Source organism: Okibacterium endophyticum (assembly GCF_054780075.1).
In genome coordinates this window covers 398,604-413,989 of the sequence record NZ_BAAGXA010000005.1, presented here as the reverse complement: position 1 = coordinate 413,989, position 15,386 = coordinate 398,604, and the positions used below count along the sequence as shown (strand labels likewise).

The 15,386-nt window shown below is 66.4% G+C and carries 10 protein-coding genes; 4 read left to right on the top strand and 6 right to left on the bottom strand.

Going from position 1 to position 15,386, the window contains the following annotated elements; all coding sequences use genetic code 11:
• Positions 1-195 precede the first annotated feature (195 nt).
• Both ACYVF5_RS06155 and nudC read right to left on the bottom strand, forming a co-directional pair.
• Complete coding sequence (locus ACYVF5_RS06155; RefSeq protein ID WP_460944394.1) at positions 196-1,938, bottom strand: ATP-dependent helicase; 1,743 nt, start codon at positions 1,936-1,938, stop codon at positions 196-198.
• A complete protein-coding gene (nudC, locus tag ACYVF5_RS06150; RefSeq protein ID WP_460944392.1) occupies positions 1,935-2,915 on the bottom strand; it encodes an NAD(+) diphosphatase in 981 nt (326 codons plus the stop codon). The genes ACYVF5_RS06155 and nudC overlap by 4 nt, the downstream gene beginning before the upstream one ends.
• 64 nt (positions 2,916-2,979) lie before the next feature.
• Here nudC and ACYVF5_RS06145 point away from each other — a divergent pair, with 64 nt between their 5' ends.
• Positions 2,980-4,278, top strand: a complete 1,299-nt coding sequence (locus ACYVF5_RS06145; RefSeq protein ID WP_460944390.1) for a phosphotransferase — start codon at positions 2,980-2,982, stop codon at positions 4,276-4,278.
• Here the strand turns inward: ACYVF5_RS06145 and ACYVF5_RS06140 are convergent.
• Together ACYVF5_RS06140 and ACYVF5_RS06135 are read right to left on the bottom strand one after the other, a co-directional pair.
• Positions 4,224-7,535: a UvrD-helicase domain-containing protein gene (locus ACYVF5_RS06140; RefSeq protein WP_460944388.1), complete on the bottom strand. Its 3,312-nt coding sequence runs from the start codon at positions 7,533-7,535 to the stop codon at positions 4,224-4,226. The genes ACYVF5_RS06145 and ACYVF5_RS06140 overlap by 55 nt on opposite strands.
• Positions 7,532-10,765 (bottom strand): PD-(D/E)XK nuclease family protein, encoded by a 3,234-nt coding sequence (locus ACYVF5_RS06135; RefSeq protein ID WP_460944386.1) that lies wholly within the window; start codon positions 10,763-10,765, stop codon positions 7,532-7,534. The genes ACYVF5_RS06140 and ACYVF5_RS06135 overlap by 4 nt, the downstream gene beginning before the upstream one ends.
• A 150-nt stretch (positions 10,766-10,915) precedes the next feature.
• On the opposite strand from ACYVF5_RS06135, the gene ACYVF5_RS06130 reads away from it, so the two are divergent.
• Positions 10,916-11,140 carry a DUF3107 domain-containing protein gene (locus ACYVF5_RS06130; RefSeq protein ID WP_460944384.1) on the top strand — a complete coding sequence of 75 codons (225 nt, stop codon included), beginning with the start codon at positions 10,916-10,918 and terminating at the stop codon, positions 11,138-11,140.
• A gap of 10 nt (positions 11,141-11,150) precedes the next feature.
• On the top strand, positions 11,151-11,438 hold the full coding sequence (locus ACYVF5_RS06125; RefSeq protein ID WP_460944382.1) for a hypothetical protein: 288 nt from the start codon (positions 11,151-11,153) through the stop codon (positions 11,436-11,438).
• A gap of 139 nt (positions 11,439-11,577) precedes the next feature.
• On the opposite strand, the gene ACYVF5_RS06120 is transcribed toward ACYVF5_RS06125, so the two are convergent.
• A complete protein-coding gene (locus ACYVF5_RS06120; protein WP_460944380.1) occupies positions 11,578-12,792 on the bottom strand; it encodes a serine hydrolase domain-containing protein in 1,215 nt (404 codons plus the stop codon).
• Between the two features lie 105 nt (positions 12,793-12,897).
• Positions 12,898-13,542, bottom strand: a complete 645-nt coding sequence (locus ACYVF5_RS06115) for a GntR family transcriptional regulator (protein ID WP_460944378.1) — start codon at positions 13,540-13,542, stop codon at positions 12,898-12,900.
• Positions 13,543-13,809: 267 nt separating this feature from the next.
• Between ACYVF5_RS06115 and ACYVF5_RS06110 the strand changes: the two genes are divergently transcribed.
• A complete protein-coding gene (locus tag ACYVF5_RS06110) occupies positions 13,810-15,378 on the top strand; it encodes an FAD-binding oxidoreductase (RefSeq protein ID WP_460944376.1) in 1,569 nt (522 codons plus the stop codon).
• The last annotated feature ends 8 nt before the right edge of the window (positions 15,379-15,386 follow it).

Below are 15,386 nucleotides of genomic sequence, written 5' to 3'. Positions count from 1 at the left end.
TCGGCCCCTGCCTGCACTGCGTGGCGAACGCCAGAGTCGACGAAGACGACGCCTGGCCGGTGATCGCCACCCAGGTGGCGCACCTCACGGCCGCTGCCGAGGAAGAGCCTCTGGTGAGCGAAGTCGCGCTCAGAGTGGCGCGGATCGTCGACGCGCGGGTGCGCCGCGGCGTCAACGAGCTGGTGGGTTCGTCGATCAGACTCGGCGACTCTTCTGCTGGCCGCTTCGTCTCGCACCGGCAGCACCCGCTGTGCGGATGCCGATCTCTGTCAGAAAACGCGACATCGACCGTGGTTGTCCCGCCCGACCTGTTCCCTCTGACCACGACAGAAAAAGTCTCGTCCTCGCGCGAGTGATGCCCACATAGAGCAGCCGCCGCTCTTCATCGATCTGCTCGAACGTCTTTGCATAGCTGATCGGAACGAGTCCTTCGCTCAGGCCGATGAGGAACACGGTGTCCCACTCGAGCCCCTTCGCGGAGTGCAGCGTCGCGAGGGTCACCGCCGACATGGTGGGCTCGTGCTGCCCGGCCTGCCTCTCGAGCAGCTCATCGGTGAACTGCCGCAGCGTTGTGCCCGCCGCCGCCTGGTCGACGAGCTGCATGATCGCGTTGAGGGATTCCCACCGGTCACGCACAGCGCCACGTGTCTCTGGAGCGACCTGCGACCAGCCGAGCGAACGCAGCACGTCGCTCACCGATTTGAAGAGGGGCTCGGCAGAAACGGCGACGGATGCTCCCCGCAGGGCCATGATCGCCTGCTTCACCTCGGGCAGGTCGAAGAACCGCTTCGACCCCTTCAACTGGTACGAGATGCCCAGTTCGCTGAGCGCTGTCTCGAACGCAGCCGCTTGAACGTTGTAGCGATAGAGCACGGCTATGCGCTCGGGTCTCACGCCGGACGAGATCTGCTCCCTGATCGTTTCTGCGATCCCCCGGGCCTCGGCGATGTCTGTGGCGAACGCCCGGACAACGGGATCAGGGTGGTCACCGCGGCGCGCGGCGTGCAGGGTCAACGCGCCCGCGCGCCCGCGCATCAGCCGGTTGGCCGTGTCGACGATGGGTGGCGTCGAACGGTAGTTGTGCTCAAGCCTCACGACCGTCGCGCCTGAATGCCTCGAGGCGAAACCGAGAAGGTAATCGCTCTTGGCGCCCGCGAACGAGTAGATGGTCTGACTGGCATCACCGACGACGCAGATCTCGCTCCGGTCTCCGAGCCATAACCCGAGCAGACGCTCTTGCAGAGGGGAGACGTCCTGGTACTCGTCGACGACAAAGAATCGGTATTGCTCTCTCACCTGCATCGCCACCGAGGGCTCCGACCGGATCATGCCGGCGCACACGAGCAGCACGTCTTCGAAATCGATCTGGCGGCGCTCGTCCTTGAGCGTCTCATACATGGCCTGCATCGCGAGGACGCGTTCGAGATCGAAGCCGGGCGGCGTCTGCCTGCCCGCGTGGGCGTACTCGTCGATGCTCAGTGCGGACACCTTGCGCCACTCGATCTCTGCGGCGAGGTCTCTGAGCGTCGCCGTGTCGACCTTGAGCTTCAGCCGCTCAGCGGCCTGGCCGAGCACTCGTGCCTTTCCTTCGACGAGGGACGGCACGGAACCGCCGACGACGTGCGGCCAAAAGTAGTTGAGCTGGCTGAGCGCGGCCGAGTGAAAGGTGCGTGCGGCCACACCCCCTGCACCCAGCTGGCGAAGGCGCTGGCGAAGTTCCGCGGCGGCCCTCGTGGTGAAGGTCAGGGCGAGAACCCGGTTCGCCGCATACGTCCCCGTGGCCACGCCATAGGCGATGCGGTGGGTGATGGCCCTGGTCTTGCCCGTGCCTGCGCCCGCCAGTATGCAGACCGGTCCCCTCAGCGCCTCTGCCGCGATGCGCTGGTCATCGTCGAGCGATTCGAGCAGGCGAGAGGGCTCCCTGACGACGTCTGTCACCGCCGGCCGCCGGTCGTCTGCTCGTCGAGCCCGGGACCTCCGTCCGCGGCCAGCCACTGCTCGATGAGCGTGCGCGCGATCGAACTCGTGCCCGGCAGAAGCACACCGGCGCTGTCGTGCCTCAGATCGTGGCGCGTGAACCACCGGAGATCTGCGATCTCGTCTCCGTCCGGCTCCAGGTCGTCCGGGTTCTGCCCCGGCGCCACCCGCGCCGCGAAGCCGAGCATCAGCGAGCGCGGGAACGGCCACGGCTGTGAGCCCCTGTAGGTGGGATCGATGACCTCGAGACCGCATTCCTCGGAGATCTCGCGCACCACTCCCTGCTCGAGTGACTCCCCCGCCTCGACGAACCCCGCCAGCAGCGAATACCTGCCCTGCTCCCACAGCACGTTCGAGCCGAGCAACAAACGGTCGTCGTCGTCGGTCACGACCACGATGATGGCCGGGTCGGTGCGGGGAAAGGTCTCGTTGTTGCACGACGTGCAGCGACGCGCCCACCCGGATTGCTCGATCACCGTCTCGGACCCGCAACGCGGGCAGAACCTGCTCGACCCGTGCCAGTTGGCCAGAGCGACGGCCGCCGTCGCAAAGGCGACGGAATCATCTCCGACGGTGCCGGCCAGCTCTCGAAGTCCTCGCCAGCGTGCCTCGTCGGGCTCGAGGCGCTTCGCTTCGTCGTCTGCGAGCACAACGAGACGGACCGGTGCATTCGACGGGGTGTCTGCGATCGGGCCGATCGTGCGGCCGAGGTAGCAGCTCAGCCCCTCCCCGGCGTGTTCGAGCCGGGGAACGAGGACGATCTCGCCCTCACCCACCAGCATCCGGCCGTTCCACATGGGCAGGATCCTCGCGTCGGGATTCTGCTCCAGATCGGCGAGAAGCTCTGGTTGCGAACGGGTGCGATAGTCGCGATCCACGGCACCACGGGACAGCGGCGGAACCGCGATCGTCAGCTGACGGCCTTCACTCAGGGTCATACTCTCCTCTCTCACGGGCGTGGCGAACAGTCGGCGGCGAAGCTGGAGACCTAACCTAGTGTGCATGGCCAGATCGCATCTCACTCTAGCCGCGTTGGCAACCTCGGCCGCGCCCGGGCTCGTGGTGACCGGCAGCGGTGTGCTCGGCAGCCCGAACGGCGGAGATTTCGATTCTGCGCTCCTGCGCACGGCCGCAGGTGCCGACGTCGTCGTGCGCGTGCCCGCGCACGAGCGAGCGGCGAGTGAGCAGTCGATCGAGATCATCGCCCTGCAGGCTATGACGCAGGGAATCCGCAGCCGGCTGCCGTTCGATGTTCCGGCGATCATGGGACAGGCGCCTCTCGAGACCGGTCGCGCCGTTGTGTACGACTATCTGCCCGGTTACAGCGTGGAAGCAGAGAACATTCCCGCCGGCGACGGAGCGGCGACCTCGATCGGTGCCGCGATCGCCGCCGTGCATTCGCTGCCGGGGTCGTTCGTCTCAGATGTGGGACTTCCGCACCTCTCCGCCGCACAGTCGCGCGAAGAGGCGCGAAACGTCATCGATCGCGCCTCTGCAGCTCGGCGTCTGCCCGCCGCCGTGAAGAAGCGCTGGCTCGACGCGGTCGACGACGACACCGTCTGGCAGTTCCAGCCGACGGTCATCAACGGAGCCGTTCGTTCGGATTCCTTCCTCATCACAGACCATGAGGCGGGCCCGGTTGTGTCCGGGATGCTCGGCTGGGGTTCGCTGCAGGTCGGCGACCCGGCTCGCGACCTGCACTGGCTGAGCGGTGCAGAGGATGCCGCGCAGAGCGTGATCGACGGTTACCGGTCGGCGTGCACGCGTCACCCCGACAGCCACATCGTGCAGCGTTCCCTGCTTCATGCTGAGCTCGAGCTCGCCAGGTGGCTTCTTCACGGGATCGACACGCGTGACGAGTCAGTGGTCGAGGATGCAGTTGTGATGCTCGATGGGCTCGTCGACAGTGTGCTCGGCGAGATGATGTATCCGCTCACGCCGCAGACCGGCCCGATCATGGCGGTCTCTGACGTGGAGGCCATGCTCGAGCGAACACCGCAGGCGCGTCCGGCTGCGGCGGCGCAGGGTTCCGAAGCGAGGCATGCGGCGTACGCCATGGAAACGGACAGTTATGACCGCGAAGAACTCGCCCGGGAGTTCGGCACGTCTGAGTTCGACATCGTCGACGGCCAGGACTCGGCTGAGGGTGACAGGCCCGAAGACGACCTGGCGGCGAACGAGCCGGTTCCTGACGCGCCGGGCGCAGATGAGCTCGCGACCGGACCGATCAGCACCACAAAGCCCGATCACGGCGATCCCATCGCGGCCGTCCACCGGCGAACGAGTTCCTCTTCTGAATAGAAGCGCTCGGGCCTGACGACGCGGTTCTCGGATACGTAGTACAGCGCGGCGTCGATCTCGTCGACCGGCACGCCTTTCCATCGTGACCACGCGATGCGATAGAGCGCGAGCTGCAGCTGACGCTCATCGATTTCATCGTCGTTCGCCGGCGCACGACCCGTCTTCCAGTCCACGATCTGGTAACGACCGTCACGCAGGTACACCGCATCGAGCTTGCAGATGATGATCTGGCCGCCGAGCACCACATTGATCTCTCGTTCGACATCCACCGGGGCGAGGTGGGCCCACTCGCTCGATTCAAAAGTCTGCTGCAGGCGCTGGAGCGCCTGCAGCTCCTCGATGCCGACGGGCAACAGGGTTCCCTGCGCGACGTCGTCCGTGTCCTGCTCCAGCACCTGTGCGTCGAGCGTCTCCTGCCCGCCGGCCATGCCGACGCGGTTCTCCACCCAACTGTGAAAGAGGGTGCCGAGACGCGTCTGCCGGAACGGCCGTTCCGGAACCGGACGACGCATCCGGGTTGCGAGTTCCTGCGGGTTGGACACGAAGTCTTTGAACCGCGACGCCGGAACACGGTGTGGCACCGTCACCCATTCGTCAGCCCGAGCACGGCGGTCTCGCTCAGCGATGAGCAGGTCGATGTCCCGCGACCACGGAGTGTCTGCATCCGGATCGGCGCCGAGAACGGCGGCCGCAGCGGCATGCACCGATTTCTCTCTCGTTCCCAGCGGATCGAGCGGCCATGGAATACGGCTCTGCTGCTCAGCAAGCGGATTCTCGCTGTGCTCGCTGCGCTCCGGAAGGCCGGCGCAGCTGCGAGGAACAGCCTGAGCGATCTCGTGCAGAAACCGACCAGGCGCCCGTGGTCGGCGCTGCGTCGACCAGAACGATCCGGTTGCGAGCAGCGCATCGCGTGCTCGCGTCACAGCCACATAGGCCAGGCGTCGCTGCTCCCCGGCGTTCCTGTCGTCGAGCCCGTCACCGAATGCGCTGTAGGCGGACTCGAAATCGACCTGGGTCGCCACTGCCCGCCAGGCGAGGTCTGGCAGTTCGAACCGGTCACCCCTGAACTCATATGGAAGCTCACCGAACGCGGTCCACCCGCGCTTGCTCCTGAGCGTTCCCGGCAACTCGTCATGGACCATACGCGGCACCGCCACGCTGTCCCACTCGAGCCCCTTCGATCCGTGGATCGTGAGGATCTGGACCGTTCCGGGTTCTGGATCCTCTGATCGCGGGCTCAGGTTCTCGCGTTTCTCAGCTTCGTCGAGCCACAAGAGGAACTCGCCGAGTGTGCCGCGTTCGTCGATGGCGAGAAAAGCCGACACCTGGTCGGCGAAGGCATCGAGGCTCGGCTGCCCGAGCACCGAGTGTTCGTTGGCGGCGATCTCGATATCGAGCTGCAGGTCCTGCACCACGAGATTCACCAGGTCGTGCAGGTCGAGACCGGGGCGCCTGCGCATCGCCGTCAGCGCTCTGGCGGCCTCTCGCATCCTCACCAGGCCCTGCTCGCTGAAGTCCGCGAGCGCCCCGTGCGTCTCAGGCGCCGTCTGCAGAAAATCAAGCGCGTCGACAATGGACGTGCCATCGTCATCGGCGGCAGATTCGAACATCCGGCGGCGGACGTCCTCTGAGACACGCTGCTGCGCATGGTCGCGATCGGCGAGCCATCGCGCGAGAGCTCTGAGGGCTTTGACGTCGCGTGCGCCGATCCGCCATCTGGCTCCCGTGAGCAGCCTGATGAGCTCGGATCCCGCCGAGGGATCGTGCAGCACCCGCAGTGCCGACACGAGGTCGACGATGACCGGCTGCTCGAGCAGGCCGGCGACGCCGAGCACGTGAAAACGGACACCGCGCGCGGCGAGGGCATCGGTGAAGACACCGATCCCCTTGAGTGAACGGCACAGCATCGCGGCCGATCTCACGCCACCGTGTTGGTTCGGCCGCTCAAGCTCGTGGTGCAGCCAGCCGGCCACGGCATCCGCCTCTTCGACGACCGTCTCGGTGAAGACGACGGAGACCTCTCCGTCCGGCGCCCGTTCAGAACGCCGGAGGGTGCTCACGGGAACACCACGACCGGTCGGCAGCGGTGCGACTATCGCATTCGCGGCATCGAGCACCGCACCCGCGTTGCGCCAGCTCGTCGACAGGGCGAATCCGGCCGCCTGCCGCGCGGGAGCGAAATCGTCTCGGAACCTCGACAGGTTGGCAGCGCTCGCACCACGCCACCCATAGATCGACTGGTTCGGGTCTCCGACGGCCATCACCGGGTGATCGCTGAACAGCCGGGCGAGCAGATCCGTCTGCACAACGGATGTGTCCTGGTATTCGTCGAGGATCACGACACGAAAGCGAGAGCGGTGCTCCTCGGCGACGCGTGGCGCCCGTCGGCAGATCTCGAGGGCGAGGGACACCTGATCGCTGAACTCGACGAATCCCCGACGGCGCTTCTCTGCCTGGAAGCGTTCGGCAAGATCGAGCAGAAGGGGAAGGCATCCGACGTCCTGGCATGCCTTGATAAGGTCTTTCGACGGCGTGCGCTTGCGCGATCCGCCGTCGTGCAGCGGAAGGTCGGCGAGTTCGGTGAACGTGGTCGAGAACTCACGCACGGCCTCGACATCGCCCCACGCGTCGTTGTCTCCGAGCGCCCTGGACAAGCCGATCACCGCGCCCGTGATGACATCAACGGATTTGTCGACATCAACGAGACGGTGGTCCTGCGACGCGACGACGATCTGACGCGCCAGTCGCCAAGCGGATGCCTCCGTGATCACGGTCTGATCCGGTTCCCGGCCGATCAGGCGTGCGTATTCACGAAAGATCCCGCTGGCGAACGCGTTGTATGTCGAGATGGTCGGTGCCGCGAGCACGTCGGTGGTCGTGCCGCCCGGCCGGTCGCCGAACGCGCGGTGCAACTGGTCGATCCGCGTGCGCACGCGCTCCGCGAGCTCTCCGGCGGCCTTGCGGGTGAAAGTGAGCCCGAGCACCTCGTTGACCTTCACCTGTCCGTTCGCCAGCAGCCAGACGATCCGATTCGCCATCGTCTCGGTCTTGCCGCTGCCAGCGCCTGCGACCACGAGCGCGGGGGCGAGCGGGGCCTCGATCACGGCTGCCTGCTCCGCCGTCGGCTGCGGCAGCGAGAGCCGTCGGGCGATCTCGGATGCGGAAAGCGCGTGGGCGGGAGGAGCATCGGGCACCGCACCATCCGGTACCTGCGCCGCGAGCGTGAGAAGGCCGGCGCTCACACGATCGCCCGTCATGCGGACACCGCCGCCACGAGATGGATCCGATACATCAGCGAGGCCTTGGGATCTCTCTCGGGCAGGTCGGCCGCGCCCCAGAATGTGGCCTCCGCCATGCCGGAACCCGCATCGATCACACGCCGGCGGAACTCGTCGAGCTGCGCGTCATCCAGCAGCGGCTGGTCTCTGCGCTGATAGGACGTGCCCCTCGTTCCGCCGCTGACGTAGAGCAGCGCAGCCGGACCCGCGGCATCCTCCGCGCTCGTTCCCGGGATGGCACCGTCGTGGAACGCGAGCTGATAGGCAGCGAGCTGCGCGTGCGCGTCGACGTCTTTTTGACTGGGCACTGTCCTGCCCGTCTTGAGGTCGATGATCGTGATCTCTCCGTTCGGCGCCCGCTCGACGCGGTCGATGGTGCCAGAGAGCCGCATCTGGCCGAGCGCGACCTCGAATCTGCCCTCTGCGCTCACAACACTGTTTCCTGCCCTGTGCGCATCGAGAAGATACTCACTGAGGCCCTCGACGAGCGCTCTGGCGTTCCTTCGCTGCCGTTCGGCCAGCCACGGCGCTTCGAATGACAGCTCCGACCAGTGCGCGTCTATCGTCTGCCAGAGGGAATCGACGCTCAGGTCCTCTGTCTGAAGCTGGTCTGCCGGAATCCGCCCCGCCTGCTCCATCGCCGCGTGAACGATGGTTCCGATTCCCGCTGCGATTCCTGACGGCGCTGCGGCCATCGTGTCGATGAACCAGGCCAACGGCGATTTCTCGAAGGTCTCGAGTTTCGACGGCGACACCGAGACGACAGCTGTCTCGTCATCGAGATCGACAAGCGGCGCCGTCGTCGACGGGTCGCGCATGCCGTACCAGTCCCCCGGGTCCGCCCCGGGCACACCCGATCGTGCAAGCCGTGCGAGAGCAGATGCCGCGGCGGGGTCGCCGTGGGTGACGAGCCGCCTGCGAAGAAACCCGACAAGCCCGCGTAGCGAAAGCGGATGCTCAGCATCGCCGTGCGCTGCAACGGCGTTCCGGATGCAGGGGAACCGCAGCAGGGCGGACGGCTGTTCGTCGTCGCTCACCGTTGCGCACAGCACGACCTGCCTTCTCGCGCGGGACACCGCCAGCGCGAACATCCTCACCTCGTCAGAGAGCACTTCTGCGCGTTCGTCGATGTCGCCGACCGGAAGGCCCTGAGAAACGGCGCTGAGCTGCCCCGGGGCCAGAATCGCACCACGCAGCTGCAGGTTGGGCCAGGCGCCGTCCTGCAGCGCGGCGACGACGACCACGTCGAACTCGCTGCCGACCGCACCGCTCGGTGTTCCGATCCACACGGTGTCTGCAGCCGCCTGCGGTGTCAGTGAGTCTTCGGGCACCTGGGCGTCGAGGACGTCATCGATGAACCGGCCCGCCGGCTCGGTCGGATAACGCTCGACAAACCGCTTCGCCGACGTGAAGAGGGTCATCACGCTGTCGAGGTGACGATTCGCCTCGTCGGCGGCGAGACCTGAGCCGAGCGCCTGTGTCGTCCAGAGCGATGCAAGTCTGCTCTTCTCCCAGAACATCCAGAGCAGCTCCTCGATGCTTGCTCCGCGTTCTGCCTCTGCGCGGGCCTGCGCCAGTGCTTCGGCGAGCCTGCCTGCCGACCTGGCGGCAGCCGAATCGATCGTCGCGAAGCGCCCGGGCGTCATAACGGCCTCGAGAAGCAGCTCGTCGCCCGTTCGGGTTCCCTCGCCCGCGAGCTCCTCGTGCCTGAGCGCGAGTCGCAGGCGGCGCAGCGCGATGGCATCGATGCCGCACAGCGGCCCCGTCAGCAGCCCGGTGATGGTGCTCGCATCGGGTTCGATGCGCCCGATCGCGAGCGCGACCGCGATGATCAGCTGCCGCGACGCGTACTCCGAGCTCACGCTTCTGGATTGCGCGGCCGATGAGGTGGGGACCTCGGCGAGCGCGAGCGCTCGCGCGATGTTCTGGATCTGCCCGCCCGATCTGACGATGACGGCCATCTTCGCCCAGGGGATCTCACCGAAGAGGTGATGCTCACGCAGGACGCGTGCGATCTGCTGATACTGGCCGGGAGTCGAGGCTGCCTCGATCCTGAGAACCGGCGGGGTCGTGCGCTCCGCCCGGCTGTCTGGGCCATCTGCAGCCTCATCCTCAGGCACCGATGCAGGCACCGATGCAGCCTCGCGGTGGAAACCGGCTCCGGCCGTGCCCACCCGTGACGTGACCTCACGCACAAGCTCACGCAGCCGCGGACCGTGCCGATGGACGACCGCCAGCGACATCGTCTCGAGCGGGATCCCGAGACGCGGGCCGAGGGCCGCGATCGCGCCGGGGTCCGATCCCCTGAACGTCGATGCGGCCACGTCTGGGTCGCCGAACCCGACCACCCGGACTCCCCGAGAGGCCAGGGCTGCGATGAACCTGATCGCGCCTTCCCCCTGCTCCTGCATGTCGTCGACGACGACGAGTCGCAGCTTCTCGAACCCGAAGCCCCTTCTGACCAGCGCAGTGGCCTCTGCCACGAGCTCTGTGGCGTCGAGATAGCGTGCGTCGAAGCTGTCGATCACCCGTTCGTATTCGTCGATGAATCGCGCCGCGGCGGCCCACTCGGCACGCCCGTGCAGCGATCCCAGCGCCGCGAGCTGCTCCGGCCTGATCCCCGATTCCGTCGCGCGCATCATAAGCTCTCGGAGTTCCGTTCTGAACCCGGCGAGCGACAGCACCTCGCGATCGATCTCGTCCGGCCACCCGGGACCCGTTCCCTCGAGCTGGTGCCCGCGCAGAAGATCGGCGATCACGGCATCCTGCTCGGCCCCCGTGAGCAGCCGAGGCGGCTCGTCACCGCGCATCGTCGCGTCTGCCCTGACGATCTGGTAGGCGGCAGAGTTCAGGGTGCGGGCGAGAGGTCCCTCTGTCGGCACGCCGACTCGCAGGGCGAGTCTGTCACGCAGCGCCGTCGCCGATCGGCGGTGCGGAGCGATGACGAGGATCTCTGAGGGCGAGTATCCCCTCGCGATGATCCGCTCGGCGACGAGTTCGACGAGCGTCGTCGTCTTGCCGCTGCCAGGGGCACCGAGAACCGCGGCGCTCGTGTCGTCGGCCAACGAGACGATTGCACGTTGTGATGCGTCGAGCACGGCGACGCCGGGAGCGGGCCCGCGGGCGACGGTGCTGCCGGGCACGCCGCTATCGGGCACAGCTTCAACCGGAGCCGCGAGCCGCTCTGAAATGAATCCGAGTACTGCCACGCGTCACACCGTATCCGCACCCGCCGACACCCGGCGTTCGGCCCGCCCGCGTCTGTCGATCTCGCCCTGTTCGCTCTGGGCGAGGAGAACGAGGCGATCCGCTCGACGGTTGTGTCGTAATGTGGGCGTAGGCGATTGAAAGGCGATCTAGTGGAAATCCGTATCGGTATCACCAACAGCCAGCGCGAGCTCAGCTTTGAGACCACGCAGTCGGCGAGCGACGTCGAGAAGCTGATCCGGGAGGCCCTCGAGAGCGAGAAGCCGTACTTCACGATCGGCGACGACAAAGGCAAGGTGTACATCGTGCCGATCGCGGGTCTCGCCTATGTCGAGGTCGGCAGCGAAGAGTCCCGCCGCATCGGCTTCGTCGCTTAGGCCCCGCCCGATGGAACTGCTTTTCGTTATGCTCGGTGGCGTCATTCTCGGGCTCATCGCACGTTACGTTCTTCCGAAGCGCGACCTGCACGGTTCGATGCTCGTGCCCGCCATCGGCGGTATCGTGTCCGCCGTCATCTGGGTGGCGCTGACCTGGCTCGGTTTCGCGTGGGACGGCGGCGTGATCTGGTGGCTGTCGCTCGGCGGCACGGCGATCGTTGTGCTCGTCGCCGATCTGGTTCTCGGTCGCCTTCGTACCGCTTCGGACGGCCGGTTGCGCGTACAGCTCGGTCTCTGACCTCCGACCTCTGTGTTCCTCTAACCTCTGTGTTCCTCTAACCTCTGTGTTCCTCTAACCTCTGTGTTCCTCTAACCTCTGTGTTCCTCGCGGTCCGAGGCTCGCCGCGCCGGTGGCGCGCCCGACGGTCACGCGGTCGTCACACCACCGAATAGAGCGCGTCGATGAGACGCCGGGCACGCGGCCCGTTGGTCCCGGCTGAGTGCATCTTGTTGACGGCGTAGGAAAAGCCGATGCCGGCGTCAGGATCACCGAAGCCGATCGAGCCGCCGATCCCATGATGACCGAACGACGCCGGGTTCGGGCCCATGTGGACGGCGTCAGGCGAATGGAGAAGCACGCCGAGCCCCTGACGGTAGTGGCGCTCCTGCAACAGCTCGATCATGTCGTGTTGCATCGTTGCCATCTGCCGCATGGTCTCCGGTGACATAAGAGCCACTCCGCGGATCGCGCCGGGGCTGACGAGGGCGCCATAGACCCGCGCGACAGCGCGGGCGTTGCCGTGACCGCTGCCACTGGCCATCTCGGTCTCGCGCCAGGCGGCCGAGTTGAGCGTCGTCGACCACGGCTCGTCTGGATTCTGAGAGAACGCGAGCGCACGAAGCGTCTCTGGCTCCTCGCCGTCCTTCGCGGCGAACAGCCGTGAGCCCATGTTCGGCATCACTGTCGCGCATCGCCCGTGCTCAGACGCGGGCAACCCGATCCAGTAGTCGGCGTCGAGCGGACCGGCGATCTCGTCGCGCACGAAAGGCCCGACGAGCTTGCCGCTGACCCGCAGCATGATCTCACCGAGCAGGTAACCCTGCGTGTGCACGTGGTAGGCCGCCACCGTGCCGGGCTCCCACAGAGGCGCTTGCTTCGCGAGCGCCTCCACCATCGCGATCCGGTCGTACAGCGCGCCGTGCCACAGCTTGTCGGGTGTGAGCACCGGCAGGCCCGCCCTGTGGTCGAGAATCCACCGAACGGGGATGTCGGCCTTGCCGTTCTGCGCGAACTCTGGCCAGTACTCCGACACGGGCGTGTCGATGTCGACCAGCCCACGGTCGACGAGCATGTTGAAGGCGATCGCTGTGATGCCCTTCGCGACGGACATCATGCACACGATCGTGTCGCGCTGCCACGTGCGCGTTCGCGAGGAGTCCGTCCAACCGCCCCAGAGGTCGACGACGGTCCGGCCCTCGATCACCACCGAGACGGCGGAGCCCACCTCCTCTTCTTCACGGTAGTTCTGGACGAAGGCGTCCACGACCGGGCGGAACGCCCGTTCATAGAAACCGTGGACGGGAAGCCGCGTTCCGTGCGCCTCGAACACGTCATCGTCGGCTGACTCCCGCAGACTCGACTGCTCGCTCATGGGATCCCTTCATCGCGATCATCACTGCTAGCCTATTGTCATACAGCAGACAGCGCACCGCAATGTGTGCCGGCAGAACCCCCGAGCGATGGCGGAGGTCGGGGATCAGCCGGTGACGGGGGCCGTGCCGCCGTCGATGGCGTCGAGGACCGTGCGCACCGCCTGGTGAACATGGTGGGTCGCGGCCGAGCGAGCCGCAGCAGAATCACGCCGCTGGATGGCGTCGATGACCACGCGGATCTCCTCCACGCTCTGAGCGGGCCGACCGGGCTGCGCGAGCGTAAGCGATCGCAGCTGATTGACGCGACGCTGCAGTGTTTGAATCACCTGATGAAGCACGGGGTTGCCCGAGCCGCGGAAAAGCACGTCGTAGAGCGCGTTCTTCGCCTTGAGCATGTCCATGGTGTGGTCCTCGTCGGTTTCCCGGGCGGCGCGCTCGACGTCCGCAAACGTCTTCGTGAGCTCGGTGCGGAGCTCCTCATCGGCGCGTTCGGCGAAGAGCTGAGCTGCGAGCCCCTCGAGCTCGGCGCGCACCTGATATACGTAGCGCGCGACCTCGGGGCTGAGGATGCTGACCACCGTGCCGCGGCCATTCTGAGACTCGACCAGCCCTTCCGCCTCCAGCTGCCGGAGCGCCTCCCGGACGGACGGACGGCTTGCGGAGGTCATGTCACACAGCTGGCGCTCGATGAGCAGCTGGCCGGGCTGCAGACGCATGTCGATGATCGCATCCCGCAGGATGTCGGCCACCTGGGTCCGGATCGGTGCATGACGCTGCACCCGCATGCCGATTTCTGACGCAGACATAACATCCTCCTGTGGTCTGCTAACAGCGTAGCGGCTGTCTGTCAGCAACCGCCGATGACGTCCGTCTGCTCGGAGGGTTCCGATGTGCTGGCCACATGTAGACGCTGGGCACGTCGAGCTATATGCTGTCAGACAGCTCGTCCCCGCCCGGCGGTGGCGTGCTCGGGCGGCCGCCAGACGACCATCGAATCCTGAACTGAGGACTTCATCGTGCATACTTCCCGCGTCGTCGTCGACGACAGCATCCTCGAGCGTTTCGTGGAGGTGGTGGGGCGAGACGGCGCCCTGCTCACGCAGGACGAGCGCGACACCTTCCGTGACCCGTTCTGGCTGCCCGAGGACCGAAGCTATGACTCGTCGGCTGTCCTCTTCCCCAGGTCGACCGAGCAGGTGCAGAGGATCGTGAGGATCGCCGACGAGTTCGAGGTGCCGTTGTGGGTGTCATCGCAGGGACGCAACAACGGATACGGCGGCCCGTCGCCCCGGGTGGCCGGCTCCGTGCTCGTCAGCCTGCGCAGGATGAACCGGGTCCTCGAGATCGACCCGGAACTCGCCTATGCCGTGATCGAACCGGGAGTCACCTGGTTCGACCTCCGCGCCGCTCTCGACGAGAGCGGAAACACCGACCTCTGGTTCTCGATTCCCGACCTCGGCTGGGGAAGCGTGATCGGCAACTCCCTCGACAACGGGATGACCTACGCGCCATACGGCTCGGATTTCCAGAAGCTCTGTGGCCTTGAGGTGGTTCTCGCCGATGGCGACGTCCTCCGAACGGGCTTCGGCGCTCAGGAGGGCAACGCGGCGTGGCACGTCTATCCGCGGGGTATCGGTCCGGTCCTCGACCAGCTGTTTATGCAGTCGAACTACGGCATCGTCACGCGAGCCGCAGTGTGGCTTATGCGACGGCCCGAGGCGTTCGCGCCCCTCTTCCTCACGATTCCCCGCGACGCGCAACTGGCCGAGGCCGTCAACGTGTTCCGCGAGCTGCGGCTCGACGGCGTGGTGCGCGGCGTCCCCACCATTCAGAATCTCGTCACGATGTCTGCGCAGTTCCCCGAGACCCGCTCGATGTATCTGCGTGCCGACCCCGCGCTCAGCGACGACGCACTCGACGAGCTCGCCGACCGGACCGGCCTGGGCCGGTGGGGGGCGCGCACAGCACTGTGGGGCGACCGAGTCGTCGTCGATCACCACCTCGAGCGGATCCGCCGCGTCTGGGAAGAGCGCATTCCCGGCGGACGTGTGCTCAACACTCGGATCTACGGTCGCGACGAATGGGATCACATCGAGACCTTCGTGGACAAGGTTCAAGCCGGCATCCCGAATCTCGACATCATCCAGGCAACACCGCCCCACATCGGTCATATCGCCTTCGCTCCGGTGCTGCCGCTCAGGGGTGAGGTTCTCGCAGAGAACATCGCGCTCATCCGGGACTCGATCGTGCGTGAGATCGGCCTGAATCACGTCTGCGCACTGTCCGTGATCAACGACCGCAGCTGCGTCGTCGTCAACAGCATCACCTTCGACGTCACCGACCCGGAGACGAACCGTCGCGCCTACCAAACCGTCAGGAAGCTGATCGCAGAAGCGGGCGAACGCGGATACGCCGAGTACCGCGCGCACGTCGATCTGATGGATCTCGCGGCGGACCAGCTCTCGTTCAACGACCATGCGTATCGTCGGTTCGTTGAGCGGATAAAGGATGCCGTCGACCCCCGCGGCATTCTCGCCCCCGGTCGTCACGGCGTCTGGCCGAGCCGCTACCGCGCCGGCGACTGATCCGCCCC